Origin of the sequence: Vibrio tasmaniensis, assembly GCF_024347635.1 — a bacterium.
Classification (GTDB): Bacteria; Pseudomonadota; Gammaproteobacteria; order Enterobacterales; family Vibrionaceae; genus Vibrio; species Vibrio tasmaniensis.
This window is the reverse complement of record NZ_AP025510.1, coordinates 1,970,536-1,996,225: the sequence shown is the minus strand read 5'-3', so window position 1 is coordinate 1,996,225 and position 25,690 is coordinate 1,970,536. Positions and strand designations below refer to the sequence as shown.

General features: G+C 43.7%; 22 protein-coding genes. 15 read left to right on the top strand and 7 right to left on the bottom strand.

The window, feature by feature from the left end:
• Window positions 1–83: 83 nt before the first annotated feature.
• A complete protein-coding gene (locus OCV44_RS08955; RefSeq protein ID WP_139685902.1) occupies window positions 84–995 on the bottom strand; it encodes a DUF3943 domain-containing protein in 912 nt (303 codons plus the stop codon).
• A 207-nt stretch (window positions 996–1,202) separates the two neighbouring features.
• On the opposite strand from OCV44_RS08955, the gene OCV44_RS08950 reads away from it, so the two are divergent.
• Window positions 1,203–2,438, top strand: coding sequence for a CinA family nicotinamide mononucleotide deamidase-related protein (locus OCV44_RS08950; RefSeq protein WP_139685901.1), 1,236 nt, complete (start codon window positions 1,203–1,205; stop codon window positions 2,436–2,438).
• 238 nt (window positions 2,439–2,676) lie between these two features.
• On the opposite strand, the gene yfaE is transcribed toward OCV44_RS08950, so the two are convergent.
• From yfaE to ubiG, 4 genes are all read right to left on the bottom strand, one after another.
• Window positions 2,677–2,955 (bottom strand): class I ribonucleotide reductase maintenance protein YfaE, encoded by a 279-nt coding sequence (gene yfaE, locus OCV44_RS08945; protein ID WP_009848850.1) that lies wholly within the window; start codon window positions 2,953–2,955, stop codon window positions 2,677–2,679.
• On the bottom strand, window positions 2,955–4,088 hold the full coding sequence (gene nrdB, locus OCV44_RS08940; protein WP_004733365.1) for a class Ia ribonucleoside-diphosphate reductase subunit beta: 1,134 nt from the start codon (window positions 4,086–4,088) through the stop codon (window positions 2,955–2,957). Before nrdB ends, yfaE begins: the two co-directional genes overlap by 1 nt.
• A gap of 101 nt (window positions 4,089–4,189) precedes the next feature.
• Window positions 4,190–6,472, bottom strand: coding sequence for a class 1a ribonucleoside-diphosphate reductase subunit alpha (gene nrdA / locus OCV44_RS08935; RefSeq protein WP_139685900.1), 2,283 nt, complete (start codon window positions 6,470–6,472; stop codon window positions 4,190–4,192).
• A 516-nt stretch (window positions 6,473–6,988) separates the two neighbouring features.
• Complete coding sequence (gene ubiG / locus OCV44_RS08930; protein WP_139685899.1) at window positions 6,989–7,735, bottom strand: bifunctional 2-polyprenyl-6-hydroxyphenol methylase/3-demethylubiquinol 3-O-methyltransferase UbiG; 747 nt, start codon at window positions 7,733–7,735, stop codon at window positions 6,989–6,991.
• 258 nt (window positions 7,736–7,993) lie between these two features.
• Here ubiG and gyrA point away from each other — a divergent pair, with 258 nt between their 5' ends.
• Both gyrA and OCV44_RS08920 read left to right on the top strand, forming a co-directional pair.
• Complete coding sequence (gene gyrA, locus OCV44_RS08925) at window positions 7,994–10,666, top strand: DNA topoisomerase (ATP-hydrolyzing) subunit A (RefSeq protein WP_139685898.1); 2,673 nt, start codon at window positions 7,994–7,996, stop codon at window positions 10,664–10,666.
• A gap of 281 nt (window positions 10,667–10,947) precedes the next feature.
• Entirely contained in the window at window positions 10,948–11,577 is a 630-nt protein-coding gene (locus tag OCV44_RS08920) for a TPR domain-containing protein (protein ID WP_139685767.1), read from the top strand.
• Between the two features lie 51 nt (window positions 11,578–11,628).
• Here OCV44_RS08920 and OCV44_RS08915 read toward each other — a convergent pair whose 3' ends face one another.
• Window positions 11,629–11,973 (bottom strand): rhodanese-like domain-containing protein, encoded by a 345-nt coding sequence (locus OCV44_RS08915; protein ID WP_139685766.1) that lies wholly within the window; start codon window positions 11,971–11,973, stop codon window positions 11,629–11,631.
• 127 nt (window positions 11,974–12,100) lie between these two features.
• Window positions 12,101–13,531 (bottom strand): ammonia-forming nitrite reductase cytochrome c552 subunit, encoded by a 1,431-nt coding sequence (gene nrfA / locus OCV44_RS08910; RefSeq protein WP_211349772.1) that lies wholly within the window; start codon window positions 13,529–13,531, stop codon window positions 12,101–12,103.
• Between the two features lie 481 nt (window positions 13,532–14,012).
• On the opposite strand from nrfA, the gene nrfB reads away from it, so the two are divergent.
• The 12 genes from nrfB to OCV44_RS08850 all read left to right on the top strand — a co-directional run bounded on the left by nrfB (window position 14,013) and on the right by OCV44_RS08850 (window position 25,626).
• Window positions 14,013–14,597, top strand: a complete 585-nt coding sequence (gene nrfB / locus OCV44_RS08905; protein WP_139685765.1) for a cytochrome c nitrite reductase pentaheme subunit — start codon at window positions 14,013–14,015, stop codon at window positions 14,595–14,597.
• Between the two features lie 3 nt (window positions 14,598–14,600).
• Complete coding sequence (gene nrfC, locus OCV44_RS08900) at window positions 14,601–15,287, top strand: cytochrome c nitrite reductase Fe-S protein (protein ID WP_012604317.1); 687 nt, start codon at window positions 14,601–14,603, stop codon at window positions 15,285–15,287.
• A gap of 2 nt (window positions 15,288–15,289) precedes the next feature.
• Complete coding sequence (gene nrfD / locus OCV44_RS08895; protein WP_139685764.1) at window positions 15,290–16,264, top strand: cytochrome c nitrite reductase subunit NrfD; 975 nt, start codon at window positions 15,290–15,292, stop codon at window positions 16,262–16,264.
• A gap of 123 nt (window positions 16,265–16,387) precedes the next feature.
• Window positions 16,388–18,310, top strand: coding sequence for a heme lyase CcmF/NrfE family subunit (locus OCV44_RS08890; RefSeq protein WP_139685763.1), 1,923 nt, complete (start codon window positions 16,388–16,390; stop codon window positions 18,308–18,310).
• Window positions 18,291–18,845 (top strand): DsbE family thiol:disulfide interchange protein, encoded by a 555-nt coding sequence (locus OCV44_RS08885; protein WP_139685762.1) that lies wholly within the window; start codon window positions 18,291–18,293, stop codon window positions 18,843–18,845. Before OCV44_RS08890 ends, OCV44_RS08885 begins: the two co-directional genes overlap by 20 nt.
• On the top strand, window positions 18,842–19,282 hold the full coding sequence (gene nrfF / locus OCV44_RS08880; RefSeq protein WP_139685761.1) for a heme lyase NrfEFG subunit NrfF: 441 nt from the start codon (window positions 18,842–18,844) through the stop codon (window positions 19,280–19,282). The genes OCV44_RS08885 and nrfF overlap by 4 nt, the downstream gene beginning before the upstream one ends.
• 87 nt (window positions 19,283–19,369) lie before the next feature.
• On the top strand, window positions 19,370–19,546 hold the full coding sequence (locus OCV44_RS08875) for a hypothetical protein (RefSeq protein ID WP_170213747.1): 177 nt from the start codon (window positions 19,370–19,372) through the stop codon (window positions 19,544–19,546).
• A 250-nt stretch (window positions 19,547–19,796) separates the two neighbouring features.
• Window positions 19,797–20,393, top strand: a complete 597-nt coding sequence (locus OCV44_RS08870) for a GTP cyclohydrolase II (protein WP_009848836.1) — start codon at window positions 19,797–19,799, stop codon at window positions 20,391–20,393.
• Between the two features lie 177 nt (window positions 20,394–20,570).
• Complete coding sequence (locus OCV44_RS08865; protein WP_139685760.1) at window positions 20,571–21,830, top strand: imelysin family protein; 1,260 nt, start codon at window positions 20,571–20,573, stop codon at window positions 21,828–21,830.
• A 111-nt stretch (window positions 21,831–21,941) separates the two neighbouring features.
• Window positions 21,942–23,330, top strand: coding sequence for a di-heme oxidoreductase family protein (locus OCV44_RS08860; RefSeq protein ID WP_139685759.1), 1,389 nt, complete (start codon window positions 21,942–21,944; stop codon window positions 23,328–23,330).
• Window positions 23,331–23,486: 156 nt separating this feature from the next.
• The gene (locus OCV44_RS08855) at window positions 23,487–24,548 is read left to right on the top strand and encodes an imelysin family protein (RefSeq protein WP_139685758.1); all 1,062 of its coding nucleotides are present in this window, start codon (window positions 23,487–23,489) and stop codon (window positions 24,546–24,548) included.
• Window positions 24,538–25,626, top strand: a complete 1,089-nt coding sequence (locus OCV44_RS08850; RefSeq protein ID WP_139685770.1) for a DUF1513 domain-containing protein — start codon at window positions 24,538–24,540, stop codon at window positions 25,624–25,626. Before OCV44_RS08855 ends, OCV44_RS08850 begins: the two co-directional genes overlap by 11 nt.
• Window positions 25,627–25,690 lie beyond the last annotated feature (64 nt).

Genomic DNA, 25,690 nt, shown 5'->3' with positions numbered 1-25,690 from the left:
AGCGGCTAGAGAGCCGCTTTTTAGAAGAGTTGTCGCTTTTATTTGGAATGCAGTAACTTAGAGTCCAGTAACACGAAAGCGCATTAGAAGGTTACTTTGAAGTTCATACCGACAAACTGAGCGTCGTATGTTGCCCCAGCATCGTAGGCGAATCGGGCTGCGTCTTTGTTATCCCACCAAGGGTTAGTGTTCAGATTAACCTCTGCGTCGCCCCCCCATGCATCACTTACCCAGTAGTGGATATGACCAACAGGGTTGAGGAAGAATAACGAAACATCACCCATGGTTTGAGAGCCCATCACTTCGCCACCTGAAGCAACAATGTCTTGCTCTGCTTCTAGCATCAATTCACCGACAACAGCCCCAAAGAATGGTGTAATAAAGATATCTTGCCATGATGGTACTTCAGCAAACGCTTCTACGCCGTATTCCCAGAAAAATGTCGACATAGTCCAAGAGTATAAGAAAGATTCAAACTCGTCATAACCAGCATGTCGAGCTGCAGTGTAGTAAACACCGCCGAAGTATGGGTGCATCACGTAGTTTAGAAAATGTTCGTCTCGGTCCCATACTGGACCTTCAGAAACGTTATCTTTCCATTTTTTACCTAGTGCGCTGATGTCACGTTGGTCATCATCCCACTTAGTGATACTTTCGGGTAGCAGAGTCATTAAACCCACCGTTGCGACACTTAAGCCAAGAATGGTGTAAGTTTGACCCATAAGGTAATCCCAATCCTTACCATCACTTACGGTAAGGTAGAGCGGTTGTTTTTCGATCGTTAGATCATACTGATCGCTTGTTTCGCTTAACGCATAGTTGTTACTAGGCTTATAGGTGTACAAGCTTTCATTAACACAGTAATCTTGAGCGCATTCATCCGAATAAGAAAGGTTGATTGGTTGGTCGAAGTCGTATTGGCTTGCAACCGAGTTAACTGACATTAGCATTGTAAATGCAGCAGTAACCTTCGTTAGTAACGGTGATTTGGCCACAAGGGTCTCCATGAGAAGTTAATAATTGATCCGAGTCACAATTATCTATTAAATGCTGAGTTTAGGGAACTAATAATTTATTGCTTTTCCTAAGAAAACCTTAGATTTAACATTAGTAATATTTGTGAAAAGTGAGTGCCTCAAACTCAACCTTAGACCAGTTTGTAAATAATGCCGTGTCTTTTAATGACCACAAGGGATATAAATATGACGAAAATCGCAATGTTAAGCACTGGTGAAGAAGTTCTTCATGGGGACATTGTAGACACAAACGCAGCTTGGATGTCTGCTGAGTTTTATCAGCACGGCTTTGCTCTAGCGAAACGTTCAACGGTGGGCGATCAAATGAATGCTCTGGTTGAAGAATTGCTGATGTTGAGCTTCAACTATGATGTGGTTATCGTCAATGGTGGTTTAGGACCGACAACGGATGATATGAGTGCAGCAGCAGCAGCGGCAGCCTCAGATCAAAAGCTTGTCATTTTCCCTGAGTGGCTGGCTCGTATGGAAGAGATGTTCTCTGGACGTGGTGTACCGATGCCTGACAGCAACCTTAAGCAAGCTTTATTACCCACGAGTTCAGAGATAGTTGATAACCCTGTGGGGACGGCTTGTGGCTTCAAGCTAAAAATCAATGAGGCGACGTTCTATTTTACACCGGGCGTACCGAGTGAATTCAAACGCATGGTCACGTTTGAGATTCTTCCTGATTTGTCACGTACCTACCCTCAAGTCGTTGCCTCTGAATGTAGCCGACTGTTTACATTTGGTTTGTCTGAATCGGGTATCTCGGATGTGTTAGACCAGCTTAAGCTTCCTGCTGGTTATGAACTTGGCTACCGTTCTTATCTGCCGTTCATTGAGGTCAAACTGTTTGGCCCTAAAGCGGATTTAGAGACTCGCGTTAAGCTGCTGCAAATGGTTTACAAGCTGTTAGAGAGTAATGTTGTCAGTGTTGATGAGCCTATGATTGATCATATTGGCCACATCATGGCCGAGAAAAAGAAGACTTTATCTGTGTCTGAAGTGTCCACCAAAGGTGCATTGTCGGCTTGGTTGCAATTGAATGAACAGGTAGAAGACTGTTTTGGGCATTCATGGGTCATGGCTGAGCCAAAAGAGAGTGAACTTGAAAAGAGCGAGCCATTAGCCGCAACCTTTGCACTGGCTGGCGCGACAAGAGAGAAGTGCGGTACAGAACTGGCTTTGGTTACTGGTAAGTTAGAAGGCAACACATTCAGCGTCGCATTGTCGACTGAAGCGGGAGAGTGGGGACAGGTACTTGAGTTTTATCGTCAGTACTCACGCGAAGACCAACGCAACGTGATTAAGACTGTTGCCGCCGATATGCTGAGAAGGCATCTAGACAACAAACCGATGTTTGGCACTTACTCTTCGGTTAAGCGATTGAAAGATATGTTTATTCCTAAAGCGGTACTATAAAACCAAGTCAACGCTATAAAGTACAAGTGAAAGCTATATATGTATAAATCATATACATCAATAAAGCCGAGTTGGTGCAATAAGCGAGTTATCTGATTGAGCCAACATGAAATACAAAAAGGGCCTGATAATGAAAATTATCGGGCCCTTAAATTTTTAAGCTTTCTGTTAACGATTCAACATTGTACTAATCGCGTTAAGTAGCTAGTTATCAAAGTATAAGATCTAAGTACAAGTATTAAGCACTTTTTTGCTTATTTCTGTGAATAACGTTACTCAGCGATAGTTCTGTTTTTGCTTTACAGATACAAGGTAATATTTCATTGCCTTGCGTGTAAGCCATAGCAAAACCAACGTACTCAACTTCACCGGAATCCAACGTACAGCGGCAAGCGCCACAGTGGCCATCTCGGCAGTTGTATTCTGGCTCTAACCCTGCTTGTTCCATTGTTTCCAATAGAGTATTTGAAGGGTTAGATTCAATAGAAGTCAGCTTGTTGATTTTGATTGTTGGCATTACAGCTCAAACCCTTCAAAGTCGTCAGCTTTTACTTCGTTGTCGATTTGGCCAACTAGGTAAGAACTGATTTCAGCTTCTTGTGGAGCAACTTGAACGTTATCTGAAGACAACCAAGCGTTGATCCATGGAATTGGGTTCGACGTTGCTTCTGGGTAAGCCGTACCTAGACCAACTGCCTGCATACGGATGTTAGTAATGTACTCAACGTATTGGCAAAGAATGTCTTTGTTTAGACCAATCATAGAGCCATCTTTGAATAGGTATTCTGCCCACTCTTTCTCTTGCTCTGCTGCTTCTTTGAATAGGTCGAAACACTCTTGCTTACACTCTTCAGCGATCTGCATGAATTCGAAGTCATCTTGGCCATTACGCAGCAAGTTGATCATGTGCTGTGTACCAGTAAGGTGAAGAGCTTCATCACGAGCGATTAGCTTGATGATCTTCGCGTTACCTTCCATTAGCTCACGTTCAGCGAATGCGAATGAACATGCAAAACTTACGTAGAAACGAATCGCTTCCAGTGCGTTTACAGACATTAGACATACGTAAAGCTTCTTCTTCAGGTCGTGAAGTGAAATCTTAACGTCTTCGCCGTTGATGTTGTGGTTGCCTTCACCGTAGCGGTGGTAGTCAGCCGTCAGCTTGATCAAATCGTCGTAGTAAAATGCGATGTCTTTAGCACGCTTCAGGATCTCTTCGTTTTCAACGATGTCGTCGAATACTACGCCTGGATCATTTACGATGTTACGGATGATGTGCGTGTAAGAACGAGAGTGGATCGTTTCTGAGAATGACCATGTCTCAATCCAAGTTTCAACTTCTGGTAGTGATACCAAAGGAAGTAGGGCAACGTTAGGGCTGCGGCCTTGGATAGAATCTAGAAGTGTTTGGTACTTCAGGTTAGAGATGAAGATGTGCTTTTCATGCTCAGGAAGCTTGTTGTAGTCGATACGGTCGCTAGACACGTCTACTTCTTCTGGACGCCAGAAGAAAGAAAGCTGCTTCTCGATCAACTTTTCGAAGATTTCAAATTTTTGTTGGTCGTAACGTGCAACGTTTACCGACTGACCCAAGAACATAGGTTCTTTTAGTTGGTCATTTTTTTGTTGAGAAAAAGTACTGTAAGCCATAAATGCCTCAAATCCTTTAAAGACCCGCAATAAAACGGACCCTGTTAATGCTTTAAACCCAGAGAAGATAACTTCTCTGGGGTCTTAGTGTTTATTGCGGTTTAGATCTTACAACCGCCGCCTTCACAATCTTCTTCCGGCACTTGAACTGCATCGCCTTGGTCGTCTTTAGCACCATCACGCGTGTTATGGTAGTAAAGCGTTTTAACACCATACTTGTATGCTGTTAGCAGGTCTTTAAGCAGCTGCTTCATTGGTACTTTACCGCTGTCGTAAACACTTGGATCATAGTTAGTGTTTGCAGAGATAGCTTGGTCAACGAACTTTTGCATGATACCCACTAAGTGTAGGTAACCGTCGTTATTGCCAATGTTCCAAAGTAGCTCGTAGTTGTTTTTAAGATTTAAGAAATCAGGAACAACTTGCTTCAGGATACCGTCTTTCGACGCTTTCACTGATACATAACCACGTGGTGGCTCGATACCGTTAGTCGCGTTCGAGATTTGAGACGAAGTCTCAGAAGGCATAAGCGCTGTTAGCGTAGAGTTACGCAGACCGTGCTCCATGATCTCTTCACGTAGCGTGTCCCAATCGTAGTGCAGTGGTTCTTCACATACTAAGTCGATATCTTTTTTATAAGTATCGATTGGCAGTAGACCTTTCGCGTAGTTGGTCTCGTGGAAAGACGGGCAACGGCCTTGCTCTTTCGCTAGTTCAACAGACGCTTTTAGCAAGTGGTATTGAATTGCTTCAAAAGTGCGGTGAGTCAGGGCATTGGCGCTGCCGTCAGAGTACTTAACCCCATTCTTCGCTAGGTAGTATGCATAGTTGATGACACCCACACCTAAAGTACGGCGATTCATTGTCGATTTGTATGCTGCTGGAAGCGGGTAGTCTTGGTAATCAAGCAGTGCATCAAGTGCACGAACAACCAACTCAGAAAGCTCTGCTAGATCGTCGAGTTCATTGATTGCGCCAAGGTTGAACGCTGAAAGCGTACACAGTGCAATCTCACCTTCGTCATCTTCTACGTTAGAAAGCGGCTTAGTTGGTAGCGCGATTTCTAGACATAGGTTCGATTGACGAACAGGTGCCACTTCAGAGTCGAACGGGCTGTGTGTATTACAGTGATCAACGTTCTGAATGTAGATACGACCAGTAGAAGCACGCTCTTGCATGAGTAGAGAGAACAGTTCAACCGCTTTAACCGTTTCACGCTTCACTGAAGGATCGTTTTCGTACTTAACGTACAGCTCTTCAAAACGTTCTTGGTTTTCGAAGAACGCATCGTAAAGGCCAGGTACGTCAGAAGGTGAGAACAGGCTGATGTTGCCACCTTGAACAAGACGAGAGTACATAAGCTTATTAAGCTGTACGCCGTAGTCCATGTGACGAACACGGTTCTCTTCAACACCACGGTTGTTTTTCAGTACTAATAGAGACTGAACTTCACCGTGCCATAGTGGGTAGAACACGGTTGCTGCACCGCCACGAACACCACCTTGAGAACAACATTTTACTGCTGTTTGGAAGTATTTGTAGAAAGGGATACAGCCAGTGTGGAACGCTTCACCACCACGAATTTCAGAACCAAGCGCACGGATACGACCTGCGTTGATACCAATACCAGCACGTTGAGATACGTAACGAACAATAGAGCTTGCTGTTGCGTTGATAGAATCAAGGCTGTCACCACACTCGATCAGTACACAAGAACTGAATTGACGAGTAGGCGTACGTACACCAGACATAATTGGTGTAGGTAGAGAAATCTTAAACGTAGACGAGGCGTCGTAAAAACGTTTGATGTAATCCAGACGAGTTGATTTCGGGTATTTACCGAATAAACAAGCAGCAACTAGGATGTAAAGGAACTGAGCACTCTCGTAGATTTCTTTTGTTACACGGTTTTGCACGAAGTATTTACCTTCAAGCTGCTTGACCGCTGCATAAGAGAAGTCTAAGTCACGCTTGTGGTCGATGTACGCGTCAAGCTCGTCAAACTCAGCTTTCGTGTAGTCTTCCATTAGGTGGCTATCGTATTTACCCATATCAACCAGTTTTGCAACGTGGTCATATAGAGCCGGTGGCTCGTACTCGCCGTACGCTTTTTTACGTAGGTGGAATACTGACAGACGTGCTGCTAGATATTGGTAATCAGGAGTCTCTTCAGAGATTAAATCCGCTGCTGACTTGATGATAGTTTCATGAATGTCAGTAGTGGTGATGCCATCGTAAAACTGAATGTGAGCTTTCAATTCTACTTGTGATACAGAAACATTGTGCAAGCCTTCAGCAGCCCATGTGATCACTCGATGGATTTTCTCTAAATCGATTGTTTCTTTGCGCCCGTTACGTTTGGTAACAGTAAGTTGTTGGTTCATTCTGCTTAATTTCCCTAACAAAACTGAACAAAGCCGTGTTTTTGTGTATTTCTGTGTAATTTTTGTAAATTACGTTTCGGCTTTGTGATCTTGGTCTACCCATACATTGTAGTTCAAACACAACATATAGGGGTCATTTGTTTGTTGGGTTACAAGATAGTGCTACAGCTTATATTTTTCAAGGTAAAGAAATGGGAGTGCTTGTGGATAAGTGGTGGATTGAAAAAAAACTGTAAGTGACCACTAACTGACGAGGTTCGATGTGACTTGATTGTATAAAAATAGGCTTTTAAGGTTGCTTTATTTTTGCGCGCTCATAAAAAAAAATCCCTTGATCTTTGAGCAAAATGGGCAATGGATTTTGGATGATTAAAATTAAATCTAGGTGGTCAAAATGGAAGCGAGCGCACGAAATTTAGACTGAAAAAAGTCGCAAAGTTATGTTAATTGCAACTCTTTTCAATCGTCTATTTCTAAAAGCTTTTAAGGTAGAGTTACTGGTATAGATACTAATAGTTATTGGGCGATATTTTGTGTGTGGACTATGTAGTTAACATCTACATTTGTGCCTAAACGGTAAGTGTCCGTTAACGGGTTGTAGTGCAGTCCTGTAATCCCTAACTCTTGTAGCGGAGTGTTGTCTATCATCTTGATAAGTTCAGCTGGGCGAATGAATTTTTCGTGGTCGTGAGTGCCTTCTGGAACAATCTTTAATAACTTTTCTGCACCGACAATAGCGAATAGGTAAGACTTAAAGTTACGGTTCAATGTAGAGAAGAATACGTGGCCGCCCGGTTTCACTAGTTTTGAACAAGCCGAGATAACCGATTGTGGGTCAGGGACGTGTTCCAACATTTCCATGCACGTCACCACATCGTAAGTTTGTGGGTTTTGCTCTGCATGGTCTTCAATGGTGCTTTGAATGTAATCGAGCTTGGTGCCAGTTTCTAATGCATGTAGACGAGCGACTTCTAGCGGTTCTTTACCCATGTCTAAACCAGTGACTACCGCACCTTCAATGGCCATGCTTTCAGCCAAAATACCGCCGCCGCAGCCAACATCGAGAACTTTCTTGCCAAATAGGCCTTCGGTTTTCTCTAGCACGTAATTTAGGCGCAGTGGGTTGATTTGATGTAGTGGCTTAAACTCGCCTTCTAGATCCCACCAGCGCGACGCCATGTCTTCGAATTTTTTGATTTCTGCTGGGTCTACGTTTTGTGATTTAGTCATAATCGGCATTTCCAAGTTAAATAATGCATCCATGAAATTGCAGGCATTATAACTTGCCTTTTCCTGCTGACCAGAAGATCTACAATTTTGCTAGTTTATTGAGTGTAAAGTGACCATGTTTCAGCAAGATATGACGCTGAGGTGCAATTTCTCATCAATAGATTGGCTACAAGGGTCACAAGATGGTAAAAGGAGAGGGAAAGTGATGCCTCCGTAGGTAAATTTGTGTTATATTTTTCGGTCTTATACGTATTCAAAAATACGATCTGACTATAGAGGGAAAATGGCTCTATGAGCGATCTAGCGAAAGAGATCACGCCCGTAAATATTGAAGATGAGCTTAGAGGTTCATACCTAGACTACGCGATGTCCGTCATCGTTGGTCGTGCCCTTCCAGATGTGCGTGATGGCCTAAAACCAGTACACCGCCGCGTTTTGTTCGCGATGAATGTATTAGGTAATGATTGGAACAAAGCATATAAAAAGTCTGCTCGTGTAGTAGGCGATGTAATCGGTAAATATCACCCACACGGTGATAGTGCGGTATACGAGTCAATTGTTCGTATGGCTCAGCCGTTTTCACTACGCTATATGTTAGTCGATGGCCAAGGTAACTTTGGTTCGGTTGACGGCGATTCAGCTGCGGCAATGCGTTATACCGAAGTTCGTATGTCAAAAATAGCTGGTGAGCTATTAACGGATCTTGATAAAGATACGGTTGACTTCGTTCCTAACTATGATGGAACCGAGCAAATACCAGCAGTTTTACCAACAAAAATACCAAACCTATTGGTTAACGGTGCTTCTGGTATCGCAGTAGGTATGGCTACCAACATCCCGCCGCATAACCTTGGCGAAGTTGTTGATGGCTGTTTAGCATTTATCAATAATGAAGACATCACTATTGATGAGCTAATGGACTACATCCCGGGTCCAGACTTCCCGACAGCAGCATTAATCAGTGGCCGTAAGGGCATTGTTGATGCATATAAGACTGGCCGTGGCAAAGTTTACATGCGCTCGCGCGCGAACATTGAAATGGAAAAGAACGGTAAAGAAACAATTATCGTTACTGAAATTCCATATCAAGTGAACAAAGCTCGTCTGATCGAGAAGATTGCAGAACTTGTAAAAGACAAGAAAGTTGAAGGCATCAGTGCACTGCGTGACGAATCTGATAAAGATGGTATGCGTATTGTTATTGAATGTAAGCGTGACGCTGTCGGTGAAGTTGTACTAAACAACCTTTACTCACAAACTCAACTGCAAACAACTTTCGGCATCAACATGGTTGCTCTGAACAACGGCCAACCACAACTTTTCAACATTAAAGATATGTTGAAGTGTTTTGTTGATCACCGTCGTGAAGTTGTGACTCGTCGTACTATCTTCGAATTGAAGAAAGCGCGCGACCGTGCACATATCTTGGAAGCTCTATCTTTAGCGCTTGCAAACATTGATGAAATCATTGAACTGATCAAGAACGCACCAACACCAGCAGAAGCTAAAGTTGGTCTAGTATCTCGTGGTTGGGATCTTGGTAACGTTGCATCAATGCTTGAACGTGCTGGTACTGATGCCGCTCGTCCAGATTGGCTTGAAGACCAATACGGTATCCGTGATGGTCAATACTTCCTAACGGAAACTCAAGCGCAAGCTATTCTAGAACTTCGTCTTCACCGCCTAACTGGCCTTGAGCACGAGAAGATTCTAGACGAATACAAAGCACTTCTAGAAGAGATCGCTGAGCTAATGCATATTCTTGCAAGCACTGAGCGTTTGATGGAAGTGATCCGTGAAGAACTTGAAGCGGTACGTGATATCTATGGCGACGAACGTCGTACAGAAATCACAGCAGCGGTTCATGACATCGACATGGAAGAGCTAATTGCTCAAGAAGACGTTGTAGTAACGCTTTCTAACGCAGGTTACGTTAAGTACCAAATCCTAAGCGACTACGAAGCTCAGCGTCGTGGTGGTAAAGGTAAGAGTGCAACTAAGATGAAAGATGAGGATTACATTGAGCGCCTGCTTGTTGCTAATACTCACGATAACATCTTATGTTTCTCTACTCGTGGTAAAACGTACCGCCTGAAAGTTTACCAGTTGCCTCAAGCAAGCCGCACCGCTCGTGGTAAGCCTATCGTTAACATTCTTCCTCTAGAAGAAGGTGAGCGTATTACGGCTATCCTGCCTGTTTCTGAATTCTCAAACGAGAAATTCATCTTCATGGCAACAGGCGACGGTACAGTTAAGAAGACATCACTGGATCAATTCGCAAACGTACGTGCTAACGGCCTAATCGCAGTTAACCTACGTGACGATGATTCACTGATTGGCGTTGATATTACTGACGGTAATAGCGACATCATGCTGTTCTCGAAGTCGGGCAAAGTTGTTCGCTTTAACGAGGACAAAGTACGTCCAATGGGTCGTACTGCCTCTGGTGTTCGTGGTATGAAGCTTCCAGAAGACGATCAAGTGGTTTCACTGATTGTTCCTTCAAACGAAGGCGATATCCTAACTGTGACTCAAAACGGTTACGGTAAGCGTACTGAGCTGGCTGAATACCCAACGAAAGGCCGTGCAACGCAAGGTGTAGTATCTATCAAAGTCTCTGATCGTAATGGCCCAGTAGTTGGTGCTGTTCAGGTTGAAGAAGGCGATGAAATGATGATGATCACCGACGCAGGTACATTAGTACGTACTCGCGTAGCGGAAGTAAGCCAAGTTGGTCGTAACACTCAAGGTGTAACACTGATTCGTACTGCTGAAGACGAGAATGTTGTAGGTCTACAACGTATCGACGAAGTAGAAGAAGCTGAGATTGTTGAAGGCGAAGAAGCTGAAGAAGCAAATGCTGACGCAGTAAACGCTGAAACGGCTGTTGTTTCTGAATCAAGTGAAGAGCAAGCATCTGATGCTTCTGACTCTGAAAGTGATAGCGAGCAAGACACTGAGTAATCTCGATTACGTTAAGTAATTAAGCTTACCAATGAAAAAACCGAGCCTAAGTGCTCGGTTTTTTATTGCCTATCGTTTTTTATTATTCCGATCATTTTGCTTAGTGCTTAGTGCTTAGTGCTTAGTGCTTAGTGCTTAGTGCTTAGTGCTTAGTGCTTAGTGCTTAGATCTTGTTTTTGGGAAACTTTGAGTACTAAATCTCGAACGCTAAACTTTGATCAATAACGAGATAACACAAAAACGATAAAGTAGTAGATAGAGCTAAACAAAAGGGAAGTGAGATGGACATGTGGTTACTTGTAGCGTTGATATTGATGAGCTTCTTTCTAGTTGTGGTTGTTATTGCCGCGAGTAAAAATAACAGTAACCTCAAAGGTAATATTCTCGTATCACTTATTGCAGTGCTTCTCAGTGTTACGGTCTGGTCTCAACTGAAACAAGAGTTACCTCAACTTCCTTTGGATGATAGCAATAACTACACGGCGACAGATTTCGAAGATGAGCTTCAACAAAGCCTCAAACAAGACCCGAATCAATCCGACTTGTGGTTTAAGCTTGGTGGTGTGTACATGCAGAGAGGGGAGTTTGATGCAGCGTTCACTTGCTACGATTATGCGATTCGCTTAGATCCTCAAGCGCCTTCTGGCCTCTATGCTGCCAAAGCAACAGCACTTTATTATCTTAGCTCTCAAGCGATGAGTGATGATGTTAATGCGTTGTTGGAGCACTCCATGCAGCTTGATCCCAATGATCGTACGGCATTGATGTTGATTGCGACCGATCACTTCATCAGCATGCGCTATCAACAAGCGATCGATGCGTGGACTCAAATCTTAGATTCCAACCAGAAGGGCATTGATCGTGTCTCTATTATTCATTCGATCAACCAAGCCAAACAGATGATCCGTTAAGCTTGGCTAATTGCTAAAGAGGCGACCTTACTTAAGCTCTCATCTCTAAGACTATTGGTTTTCCTGCATTTCGATTAAGCCACCAGCATTGTGGATTTGAGTAAACCCTTGAGCGTGCAAGAATTGATAAGCTTGCCCTGAACGATTGCCACTGCGGCAATACAACACGATGGGCTGGTCTTTATCTATCTTAGCAAAGTGAGTAGCCACTTCAGAAAGAGGGTAGTTGATGGCGTTGTCTAGATGCCCTTGTTCGAACTCTGCAGGTGTTCTGACATCAACCAATAATGCGCCTTTCTCTATTAATTCCCACCCTGTCTCAGCACGCTCAGATGCGTGAACGCTTGAACTGAGTAGTGCAATACATAATGCCGAAAGCGAAAGTAAGATTTTCATTGTTTATCCCTTGAATTGGCGAGTGGATCGGGGCGGCGATATTGATGTGTATTCCCCCAAAACCTAAAAAAACCAGCCACACAACAATAGTGTGACTGGTTTTTACTTAATGGTCTAATGGAAGAAACTAGTATTCGTAGTTGGCTTCACGCTTTTCAGCTTGCTCTTCCCATTTTGGAACAACCGTGTCTAAGAAGTGCTGTTTCTCTGCGTTCATCTTATCCATGTCCATTCCAAGCGCTTTTTGAGCCGCTTCTTTTGTCGAGATATTTGGAATCTCGATTGGATCGGTGATGCCTTTCTTCGCCAGTAGACGAACAATCTTAGTACGAGCATCGGCGGCGCGGTCAACGGCAGTACCAAGCACTTCTAGAGCGATCTCAGGCGCGTGCATGTGAATACCGTGAGACGCGATAGCGTAGTCCCAGCGCCATTGAGCGTGACGGATATCGAGTAGGATAGGTTCCATCTCTTGCTCTGTCGCACCCGCTTCCCATGCTGCGCCTGCTTCAAAGTGAGCAGCAACGATTTGTTTCTCTGCTGTCAGCTTCATGTTCAGTACTTGCGCTTTACGGCTTGATACGATGTTACGCATGGTTTCTTTCGATTGAGTGTGGCAGTTTGCACACGTATCTTCGAAGCGGTCGAATGGGTTACCCACTTTATGGTCGGTATAAACGGTGCCATCTTCTTTGGTCACTTTCGGCATATGACAATCAGCACAAACGACTTTGTTCTTACCGTGGATGCCTTCGCGCCATGTTTCGAAGCCTGGGTGCTGTGCTTTCAGCATGGGTGCTTTCGATACTTTATGCGTCCAATCTTTAAAGTTGATTGCATCATAGTAACGTTCCATGTCGCCAACGGTTGTACCTTGGTCCCAAGGGAATTTCACACCTTTGGTTGGCCCTGTGAAGTAGTATTCCACGTGGCACTGAGCACAAACAGAAGCTTGTTGGTCTAAGCGGCTTTGCTCATCAAACTTTTTACCAATCGTTTCAAATGCACGTTCAACATAAGGACGAGTCACCTTCAGTGCTGGCTCACCATTCTTAAAGCCTTCACTTTGGGTGTCGTGGCAGTCTGAACAGCCAATAGGGTTAATGATCTCGTTGCCAAGACGCGCCCATTTACCTTCAAAGTAACCATCTTCGCCACGCTCTTCAATAACACGTGCTACGTCTGGGCTCTTACAGCTCCAACACGCCATTGGCATTGGGCCAGAGCTTTCGTCCGTTGGGCCGCCAGTACGAAGTGTTTGTCTTACATCGTCAATGGCATAAAAGTGGCCGCGTGCTTTGTTGTAATCTTTTGCGAAGCCGTAGCCAGCCCACATGATGACCATGTTTGGATCTTCTTTTAGTGCGTCTTCAATAACTTCGCTTTCTGAAGTCTGTCTCCATGAATGATATTGATCTGGGTGGTTTTGCTCGAACTGGTCGTTACGAGGATCGCCAATTTCTTTCTGTTCAGACGCAGCAAAACTGGTCGCGCTTGCTAGTGATGCGCTAACCATTAATAGTGCTGTGACCGAATTACGTATCCAATGCTTTTTCACAGTGATATCTCCAATATACTGATTCTTATACCAAGCGTTGTGAGTTTGCTATTCAAATTAAGAACTGGAGAATTCCTGTTTATATTAATTCATAAATAAACACATTTTGTTACGTGTTGGATATAGCTTGTCTTAGATCAATTAACGGTAGTGACTTCAATCACGTTGAAGTTTATATACCCCTAAAGGGGTATTGGTGGTTAGTGGCATCAAAATTCAATTGAGAATTATTATCATATATAACAACCAATTACCTAAATTGACCATGATATAAATAGGGTGATTGCGTTCACAGATTAACCCATCCAAATTTCGTATTACCTAATTAGAGGTATATTCTGATTATAGAAAGCGTTGTGGCTTATCCAAAATAAGAATTGATATCATTTAAGCGGTAATAATATCGTTTAAGGGTACTTTTGTTTAACCGGAATATTATTTAGTTGAGAGTTAAATAATACCGGTATAAGGAAAGGATAAAATGGGCAATATTAAATTGGCCATAGTCATAATGCTTAAATCCCTTCTAGCATTCTGCCTCTATGGTTATTCCATTCATGCTGTTGCTGAGCCTGCTGTTACGCCAGTAGGAGAATCAACAAGACATGAAGTCGAATTAATCCGCGACAAAGACTACAAGTGTGTTCAATGCCATAAAGATTCAAAAGAAACGGTATTGGGTTCACATGGTGAAAGTGCACACGCTTTACTTGGCCGTGAAGTAAATTGTACCGATTGTCATAGTTCAATTAGCCCCGATCACCGTGAAGGTGCACCTGAAGTGGTGAAGTATCGCGCGGCTCAATCACAACCAGGAACCGAAACGGTTTTCCTCGATCCTAGCTTAATTTTGGATGCCAATAGCCAATGTATCGATTGTCACAAACCTGATGATCTGCGTGAAGCTAGCTGGACCCACGATGTTCACGCGCAAAACTTAACGTGTTCAAACTGCCATGATGTTCATGCGACTGAAGCAAAGGTGTTGGGCTTAGATAAAAAGCAAACCATTAAGCTGTGTGTGGATTGCCATTCAGACTTCAACCAGAAGAAAGAAGGGGAGTAATCTATGAGCTGCTCAAGAAGAAACTTTTTAGCAGGCGCTGGTGCCGTTATTTTTACCACGGGTGTAGCGGGAACTGCGGCGGTGACAAGTCGTAAAACGTTGGCCAATGTTCAAGAAGACGGTGCTAAACGTTATGGAATGATTCATGACGAAACCGCGTGTATTGGTTGTACTGCTTGTACAGAAGCATGTCGTGAAGTGAATAAAGTACCTGAAGGCGTGTCGCGCTTAGAAATTATTAAGAGCGAACCCCAAGGCGAATATCCAAATGTTGATTACCGTTTTACTCGTAACTCTTGCCAACATTGTGATAACGCGCCGTGTGTCATGGTTTGCCCAACAGGTGCTGCCTACAAAGATGAAAAAACGGGCATTGTCGACGTTCATCAAGAGAAGTGTGTCGGTTGTGGTTACTGTTTGCTAGCGTGCCCATATCAAGTGCGCTTTTTCCATCCAGAGAACAAGTCAGCCGATAAATGTAACTTCTGTCGTGATACCAATCTAGCACAAGGGAAGTTGCCTGCTTGTGTCGAATCTTGCCCAACCAAAGCGCTGACATTCGGCGATTTAAATGACCCTAAGAGTGAGATAAACCAAGTACTTCAATCCGAGGTGGTTTACAGAGATAAAGCCTATCTAGGCACTCAACCAAAACTCTATAAAGTGCCACACCAAAAAGGGGAGATTTGATTATGAGTGCATGGGACGCAGCTTTTCAGTCTGGTACCGTGGTATGGGACTGGATTATAGCAATCTATTTATTCCTCGCGGGGATGTCGGCGGGTGCCGTAATGATCTCCATTTACCTTAAGCGCAAGGTTATTGAAGGCGATCCTGCTCATAATGGTGTGTTAAAGGCGACAGCTTTTCTTGCGCCATTTGGGATCATTTCAGGTCTGCTGATCTTGGTTTTCCACCTGACAAAACCGTTATCCTTTTGGAAGATCATGATCTTCTATAATCCAACGTCTGTGATGTCGATGGGTGTGATCTTATTCCAAGTGTATATGGTGATCTTATTTCTTTGGATCGGCATTATATTTAGAAATCAAATCGTCGTGTTCTTGAATGATCAAGAATGGTTAAAAGGGCGACTTGATTTTGTCGGTAATTGGATTGGCAAAATAGAAGTGTTTGAGAATGCTCTGGAAATATTCTTAGCAGTTCTTGCTCTTATGCTTGCCGCTTATACCGGATTTTTGTTGTCAGCTTTAAATACTTTCCCACTATTGAATAACCCAGTGTTGCCGATTTTGTTCTTATTCTCGAGCTTATCTTCGGGAGCGGCGGCGTGTATTTTATTTGGTGTGTTGGTCTTTAAAGAATCGCCACACAGTCCGAGTATATCTTGGATACATGGATTTGAACGTCCGGTTGTGATGTTTGAGCTGTTTGTTCTTATTACTTTCTTTACTGGGCTTATCTTCGCTGGTGGTCAAAGTGAACAAGCAGTATGGAACGCAATTGGCAGTGGCTTCTGGGCAAGTTGGTTCTGGTATGGCGTCATCGGTGTGGGCATGGTTTTACCGTTGTTGCTGAATGCCGTTACACCAACTTCAATTCGCCATAGCTCGATGTATATTTTCTCCGTGACTTCGCTAAGCCTAATGGGCGTATTAATGCTGCGAACTTTTGTTCTTTATGCAGGGCAGTTAACGATAGCTTAATTTTGCTCAAGTGAGCAGATGTTGGATACTGAACATCTGCTTACTAGGCACTGTTTATTGGAATAATATAAGCAAATAAACGTTTAACTTGGCTCTGCTCTAGCGGAGCCTTATTGAGGTGATATGGTCGGTTCTTTGGGGCTGTTTAGTTTAGTGTTGGTTGCTGTACTCAGTAGCATTATTGGTGTGCATTCGTTTTATCAAATGCTAAACAAACGGACGCAAAATATAACTTTAATCCGCAGTTTCTCTCTTTCAAGCGCACTGTTTTCTCTCACTTCTGTCGCATTGCTTGGCTATGCATTTGTCAGTGATGACTTCTCTATCCTCTATGTCGCTGAACATTCAAATACTCAATTACCCTCATTTTTTAAGCTTGCGGCCGTATGGGCAGGACATGAAGGTTCCTTGTTGTTTTGGGTACTGACGATCAGCGTCTGGTCTGGCGTTATTGCCTTACAAAAACACTATTCGAATGAATACCAAAGCCGTGTGTTGTGGGTAATGAATTTACTGCTCGCGATATTTGCTTGGTTCACCTTATTCGCATCAAACCCATTTGAAATGAATTCGATCTTGTCGCTAGAAGGGCGTGACCTTAACCCAATGTTGCAAGACGTCGGCCTGATCTTTCACCCTCCATTACTTTACCTTGGCTATGTCGGCTTTTCTGTGGTGCTGGCATTTGCAGTTGCCGCTTTGCTGGTTGATCCTATTGAGTTTGATTGGGTTGCCCATTGTCGCAGTTGGTGTCTAGTTGCTTGGATCTTTCTAACCGCAGGGATCATTCTTGGCTCTTGGTGGGCGTATTACGAATTAGGCTGGGGCGGCTGGTGGTTCTGGGATCCTGTTGAAAATGCCAGCTTGTTGCCGTGGCTTACTTCGACCGCCTTGCTGCATAGCTTAGGCGTCGCTAAGGGCAAACAACAGCTCCTGAAATGGTCTCTCAGCCTTGCTTTCATTACGTTTTGCCTGAGTATCTTAGGCACGTTTATTGTTCGTTCTGGCGTACTCACATCGGTACACGCTTTTGCCGTCGACCCAACCAAAGGTATCGCACTGCTACTTATATTAGTGTTGGTGCTCGTGAGCTCATTTTCTCTGCTTATCGTCAGAGGGGAGTCTTTTGAATCAAGCCCGATTACCAGCTTCGCCAGTAAGAGCTTTTTGAGTTTAGTTACGGTGCTTATTTTTGTTCTCGCAACTGCTGTCGTGGTGTTCGGTACGTTTTATCCAATGGTCTTTGAACTGCTTGGGTTGGGGAACATATCGGTAGGTGCGCCTTACTTTAATCTGTTGATTGCACCTTTGGCTTTGCTTGCGTTAGCCGTCGTCGGCTTAGCCCCTTTGCTGAGTATTAAACCTCAAGCGACTAAAGGTGTTATTTCATCCTTAGCTCTGGTGTCGTTGGTATTGGGTTACGCTTGTTATTTTTGGCAAGTAGAACCGGCGCAAGCACAAGTGATGGTTGTTATTACTTGGGGGCTCGCGTTCTGGGTGTTACTGACCCATGTTTATGGCTTAGTGGTGACGCGCAGCTCTAAGTTCCAACGCAAAGTCTGGGTGATGACTTTTGCTCATGTCGGGGTTGCGATACTCGCCGTAGGTGCTGCAATGAATAGCTATCACTCGTTTGAGCGCAGCTATAAACTAAGCCCAGGTACACAAGTAGAGTTCATGGATTGGACGCTTTCTCATCGGGATACTGAGCTTTATGTCGCCTCAAATTTTACCGCAGAGAAGGCGATACTTAAGCTAGAAACTGGTGAGCAAAGTTTTTCCATTACACCTGAAAGAAGACATTATCAAGTTCGAGTGATGAACATGAGCGAGCCCGCAATGAAATGGTTCTGGCATGGCGATGTGTATATCACCATGGGTGAGAAAGTTGACGCTACCGCTTACGCATTTCGTGTTCAATACAAGGCGTATGCGCGCTGGATCTGGTTTGGCGGGTTGTTCTCCATTATCGGCGCTTTACTCTCATTGACTCATCGTAAAAAGAAAACTGATAAGGCTGCACAGTATGCATACCAGCGTTCGTAACAAGCTAATTACTCTCATTGTCTTGGCATTAGTAGTGGTGTTGGGATTTGTCTTTGCGCTTGACAGTAAGCAACAAACGACCAACGTTTCAGAGCAAAAAAGGGCATTTCCAGAATTCATATCTACTGCGTTAGTGAATAGTGAAAGCGTCAGTGGTCAGCAGGAAATTACGCTCGCTGATGTCACACAGCATCCTTACCAACTGGTCAATGTATGGGCTTCTTGGTGTGGAATATGTAAAACCGAGCACGCTTTTTTACTCGAACTGCAGAAGAAAGGCATTCCAATTGTTGGTCTCAATTATCGAGATAATTCCGGGGCAGCGATCAATGTTTTATCGAAAGACGGAAACCCGTACTCTGCAGTAATCAGTGACCCTCAAGGTAAGTTAGCGTTAGAACTCGGTGTAATCGGCACTCCTGAAACGTATCTGGTCGATGCTGAAGGCCAAATAGTTAAGAAGTTGTTGGGTGTGATTAATGAATCCTTGTGGCAAGAAGAACTTGCGATGTATTTTGATGGTACTAATGGATGATGAAGCTTTTAATACAAACACTCATTATGCTGTCTACGTTAATGGTTATTAGTTTTCCGACCTTGGCGGAAGATCTGTTTACTGCCAGTAATAAGGATACGAGTATTCAAGTTGAACTGTTTGAATTTGAAAATTCAGAACAGCAACAGCGCGCCATTACATTGGCCAAAACGCTACGTTGCCCGCAATGCCAGAATCAAAACCTGATTGAATCGAACTCCCCAATAGCAAAAGATTTACGTCTCGTTGTCTTTAATATGGTTAAGTCAGGCAAGAGCAATAATGAAATAACCCAATATATGACACATAGATTCGGTGAGTTTGTTCTATATAAACCAAAAATGAACCATTCAAATCTATTACTTTGGTTACTTCCGGTTGTTATGTTGATCATATTTATATATATATTGGTTGTGAGTGTTAAGAATAAAATATAAAAAAAACACATATTGCTGTTTACCAATTGAGCTATATTTTGTATTATTGACAGATCGTAAAGGTTAAATAGTATTAAGGATGTGTCTGTGGATAACGTAACCTCAAGTTTGAAAAAAGAGTTCCATACTCATGTTCAATCCGATAAATGGGCTGAAAAATACAGTGCGAAATCGAGCATATCCATACTGACACACGAAGAGTTAGCAGAATTAGAAAATGCTTGGGTTCAGCTTATTATCTGGAAGCAAGCACAAGTAGGCTAACTGTTCAGCAACAAAGCATCACTAAAACCTTTACTGATTGATTTTTAACCCCATGTTGGTCATCCCAATGTGGGGTTTTTTATTACCTGGGAAATTAATTGTTATAATATAACAATTTGTGCGTGGTCGACCTTGAAAAAAATTGTTAACAGCCTCATAGTGTCTATCATTAGATAGTTAGCTACAAAATATTGCCTAGACATATCGTGTAGTGTTGTTAAATACATCGAATTTTCAAGTGAGTATAGCTATGGCGGAAGTGCGTGCCAGAATAGATTTCAAAGTAGGGGTAACAAGCAGTATTGATGCTGAACTTCTGTCTTTCCATGGATTGAAAACAGATAAAGAGCATGTTGCTGTGATATTTAAATCAGCGGATAAGACACAAGACATACCTCTTGTTCGTATGCATTCTGAGTGCCTGACTGGTGATGTTTTTCATTCTTCTCGCTGTGACTGTGGTGAGCAGTTAGATGAAACCATCAGAATTATGGGTGAGACGGGTGGAGTGATTCTTTACTTACGGCAAGAAGGTCGTGGTATTGGTTTGTACAACAAAATCGATGCGTACCGACTGCAAAGCGAAGGCATGAACACTTACGAAGCCAATAACCACCTAGGTTTTGGTGATGATTTGCGCGACTTTACCGAAGCGGCAGAAATGCTTCGCGCTTTAGGAACCACAAAAATTCGCTTGGTAACTAACAATCCTAAGAAGATCAATGAGCTGAAATCTTTCGGTATTGAGATTGAAGAAGTGGTGAACACATCTGCTCATATCAAGTCGGGTAATGAAAGCTACCTGAAGGCGAAAGTCTCACACGGTAAGCATAATCTGGATATTTGATAAGCTTTCTTTTATTGCTATAGCACAAAAGTATTTAAAGACCTCACAAATGTGAGGTTTTTTTGTATTTATCTTGCAATAAAATTGTAAGTTTGTATTATTCAAATCTGTAGTGTAAATGATAATGGTTTGCACTATTACTACGAATAATAATTCAAAGCTCAACAAGGATGCTTCATGACCATTAAATCTTTAGTGACAAAAGCCGTAACTTCGTCACTCATTTTTGCCTCTGCTTCTTCTTTTGCAGCAGTAACTCAAGATCAAGTTGTAGAACATTACGCCGATATTGCTCATGCAGTGTTTGCAGATTCAGTAATTACAGCAAAAGTGTTGAACTCTTCTATTGATACCTTCTTAGCTTCTCCTTCTGCTGGCAATTTCGAACAAGTAAAGCAAGCTTGGCTAGACTCTCGTGTACCTTACCAACAGTCTGAAGTATTTCGCTTTGGTAACGTTGTTGTAGATGATTGGGAAGGCCAATTGAACGCATGGCCGCTAGATGAAGGCCTTATTGATTACGTTTCTACTGATTACCAATACGAACTTGGAAACGAAGGCGCTAGTGCAAACATCGTTGCAAATAAGACTTTCCAAATTGGTCAGACAACAGTAGACGCAACTAACATTACTCCAGAGCTAATTGCAGACCTAAACGAGATCGGCGGCTCTGAAGCAAACGTAGCGTCTGGTTACCACGCGATTGAATTCCTACTTTGGGGTCAAGACTTAAATGGCACAAACAGCGGTGCAGGTGAGCGTGCTTACACTGATTTCGTTGTTGGCACTGAGTGTACAAATGGCAACTGTGACCGTCGTGGCGCATACCTAAAAGCATCAGCTGAACTCCTTATCCAAGACCTAGAGTGGATGGAAAAGCAGTGGGCTGAAGGCGAAAAAGGCAACTACCGTCAAGAGCTACTTTCTGAATCTAGCGAGAACGGCCTGCGTAAAATGTTATTCGGCATGGGCTCACTATCTCTAGGTGAACTAGCGGGTGAGCGTATGAAAGTTGCACTAGAAGCAAACTCTACTGAAGACGAGCATGATTGTTTCTCTGATAACACGCACAACTCTCACTACTACAACGAGCAAGGTATCTACAACGTATACACTGGCTTGTACAAGCGTGAAGATGGTTCTCTACTTTCTGGTCCTAGCCTGTTTGACCTTGTTGAGCAAAAAGACGAGCAAGCGGCGAAAGAGATTCAAAAGCAGTTTGACCTAGCACGTGCACAAGTTGGTCAACTTGTTGTGTCAGCAGAGAAAAATAACCAGCACTTCGATCAGCTAATTGCTGCTGACAATGCTGCGGGTAACGCATTAGTAAACAAAACTATTGTTGCGCTAGTGTCTCAAACCGCTGCAATCGAGCGTGCGGCTGGTGTTATTGGCATTGATAGCCTAAACCCAGACACGGCTGATCACGAGTTCTAAGAACCCGAAGCGAAAATCAATAAAGGGCTCTCATTGAGCCCTTAATTGTTTGTCACTTAAGAAAGTGACACCCTAATAAAAACTAAAATCAAAAACACAGCAAGGCAATGTATGAAGTCGTATCTCTCAGCCTCACTATTAACCGCACTGTTTTTCTTATCCCCATTACATGCACATGAAACCTACTCGGGCGGAAAAACAACGGTGAAGAAAGAAGGAGCGAATGCTTTTTCTCTTCCAGCAGCCAATCTTCCAATGAGCAAACGTTTGGATTTCAGTGTAGGTAACAGCTTCTTTAGAAACCCTTGGGTACCCGCACCGTCATCAACCGATGCACGTGATGGGTTAGGCCCACTATTTAATACTAACGGTTGTCAAAACTGTCACATCAAAGATGGTCGTGGTCATGCGCCTGAAAAAGGTGACCAGAACGCAGTTTCATTGTTGGTTCGCTTAAGTATTCCTGCTGAAACGCCAGAGCAGAGACAAGCCTTCATTCGTGATGGCGGTATTCCTGAACCAACTTACGGCGGCCAGTTACAAGATTTCGCGCTTCAAGGTGTTAAACCAGAAGGTAAAGTGAACATCAGTTACACCGATGTTCCGGTTACCTTCAAAGACGGCACGGTCGTTACTCTGCGTAAACCCACATTAAAAATCACGGAACTTGCGTTCGGCGATATGCACCCTAAAACTGAGTTTTCAGCTCGAGTTGCGCCGCCAATGATTGGTCTCGGTTTGCTTGAAAGCATCCCACAAGAAACAATCCTCGGGTTTGCTGAACAGCAGCTGGCTGACAAGCAAGGTGTTTCAGGTAAAGCGAACTACGTTCTTGATGTTAAAACTAATGAAATGGCTTTAGGTCGTTTTGGTTGGAAAGCTGGTCAGCCTAACCTAATGCAGCAAAATGCGGCGGCGTTTAACGGTGACTTGGGCTTAACGAGTCGTTTATTCCCGAATGAAAACTGCACATCAGCGCAATCAACTTGTGATGATTTTCCAAATGGTGGTGAGCCAGAAGTCAGCGATAATATCCTAGACTTCGTTGAGTTTTATTCGCAGCATCTCGCGGTACCTATTCGTCGTAATGTTGATAACCCAGTGGTTGTTCAAGGTAAAAAATTGTTCAAAGATACGGGTTGCCAAAGTTGCCACCAAGCTGAAATTCGCACAGCAGAGCGAGAAGGTTTACCTGCGTTGTCTAAACAGCTAATCAGCCCATACACCGACATGTTGTTGCACGATATGGGTGAAGGCCTAGCCGACAATCGCCCTGAATATCTTGCCAACGGCCAAGAGTGGCGTACGACGCCATTATGGGGATTAGGCTATACCAAAGAAGTGAATGGTCATACGTTCTTACTTCATGATGGCCGAGCAAGAAACGTTATGGAGGCCGTGCTTTGGCATGGCGGTGAAGCAGAAATGGCGAAACAGAAAGTATTAGCTTTAAGTAGTAGTGAACGCGAAGCGCTACTGGCGTTTTTGAACTCGTTATAGGCTGAGTTGAATTCAGTTTAGTTAACGCGAGTTACTTATAAAGCAGTAATTAAACCACTTAGCACCGCTGAATTTGTAGCAATACGAGGTCAGCGGTCGTTTCGTATTTAATGAACTCGTATAATTAAAATAAAAATTAGGAAGTAAGGTAACAGCATGACGCATAAATTATTGTTAATGCCTTTGTCGGTATTAATTATGGCAGGTTGCCAATCATCGGGTGAGCAAGTGGCTTCATCTGAGGTTAACGGCGTGTCTTATCAAGCAGATTCGACTAACCATATTAGTCGCAGTGTCTATCAACAAGAGTTTGATTCAGCCGTTCTATTTGCCAAGCAAGCCAACGATCTAGAAGCCTTGATGCAGGGTTACTGCCAAACCAACAGTGTTGAACTGGGTGCCTTGAAAACTCAGTGGCAGCTCACCATGAATAGTTGGATGGCTCTTCAAGGTCAGGAAAGAGGTCCAACAGCGGCGCTTGAAGAGAGTTGGAATATTCAATTCTGGCCAGACAAAAAGAACACCACCGGTCTTAAAATGCGTCAGTTGACTCAGCAAGACAAATCTTGGTCTCAAGATGAAATTTCTCAGCAGAGTGTGACAGTACAAGGGCTAGGTGCGTTGGAATGGTCTCTGTATGACGAGCAATCACCACTGCTTCAAGACAAAGCTGCAGGTTGCTTATCTTCACAAGCTATCGCACAAAATTTGGCTGTGAAATCTGCCTCTATTGCTGAAGCCTGGCAGGTTAACCCTTGGCTAGCACTGGACGAGATGCGCTGGGAGTCGGAATACATCGCTTTATTGACCAACCAACTTGATTACAGTATGAAAAAGCTGAGTCGCCCGATGGCGAAAATCGGTCATCCCCGTCCTTACTTCTCAGAATCATGGCGTGCACAAACCTCGATGACGCAACTAAAAGCGAATGTAGCGGCGCTTGAGAAGCTTTACATCGCTGACGGTAATGGGCTTGATAGCTTATTGAGAGAAAAGGGCTTAAACAATCTTGCTGACCGTGTTGCTGACCAGTTCACATTGACGCTAGATACTTGGCCTACAGACTCAAGCTTGTTTGCTCTGTTGCAGAGCAAAGAAGGTTACCGAGAGGTGCTGACTCAATACAACAAACTAGAACGTTTGAAGTACCTCATTCATGAAGAAGTGGCGATAGAGCTTGGTGTCGTAATAGGATTTAATGCTACCGATGGTGACTGATACTACGCGAAGAGCGCTACTTAAGGCTGCACTGGGTTGTGCGGCTGTTCCTGTGCTTCCATTTGGCTGTACGAGTCGAAAGGATGGGGTGAGTGCGTCGAATTATCCCCAACTGATTGGTTGTGCGCTGAATGGTCGTGGTCAATATTCAGCGGTTGTGGCTGACGAATATGGTATGCCATTAACTCAGTTGCCGATTCCCGATCGTGGCCATGGCGTTGCGATTTGCCCTGCCTCATCGCATGCGGTGGTGTTTGCTCGTCGTCCTGGTGACTATTTTATGGTGTTTGACTATAAAAACGGTGAGCAAATCAAGCTCGCTGTGAAAGGGAATAATCGTCACTTCTATGGTCATGGCGTTTACTCATTAGATGGCAAGTTACTGTATGCTACTGAAGGGAAAACGGACAGCAGTCAAGGCGTGATAGGTGTTTACGATGTCGCGCAAGGGTATCGTAAGGTCGAGGAGTTCACGGGTTTTGGCATTGGCCCACATGAAGTGATCATCATGCCTGATGGCAATCTCGCGATAGGCGTTGGTGGTGTTCATACTGACGGTAGAACACCGAAAAATTTGAATTCGATGCAACCGAGTTTAAGTTATGTTTCTCCCCAAGGTGTGCTGCTTGATCAGGTTGAATTGCTGGACAAGAAGCTGAGCATCCGACACTTAGCGCATGATGGTGCTGAAACCGTACTATGTGGCCAGCAATATCGTGGCGAGCCCGATGAGTATCCTTCACTTCTGGCGATGCATACCAAAGGCGGGCAGTTTGAAGCACTGAATGCAGAGCCAGAACAGTGGGCAAGGTTCAATCACTATATCGCCAGTATTGCGGCGTCAGATGATTGGATTATTGCGACCTCACCACGAGGTAATTGCTACGGTATTTGGTCTAAAGAGACTAAAGAACTGGTGGAACTCTCTGCGCTGTCTGATGCTTCTGGCGCAGTGCTACTTGATGGTGAGTTTCGACTCAGCTCTGGAGCGGGTAGTGTGGTGAGCCAACACAAGCCTTATGAAAAATCAATTCAGCAATCATCCATCCAGTGGGATAACCACTGGAGTGCAATTTGATTCATAAAGCTCCTTAAAAAATAACATGCTTACTCCAATTTCTTTGCCATACTTATGAAATTGT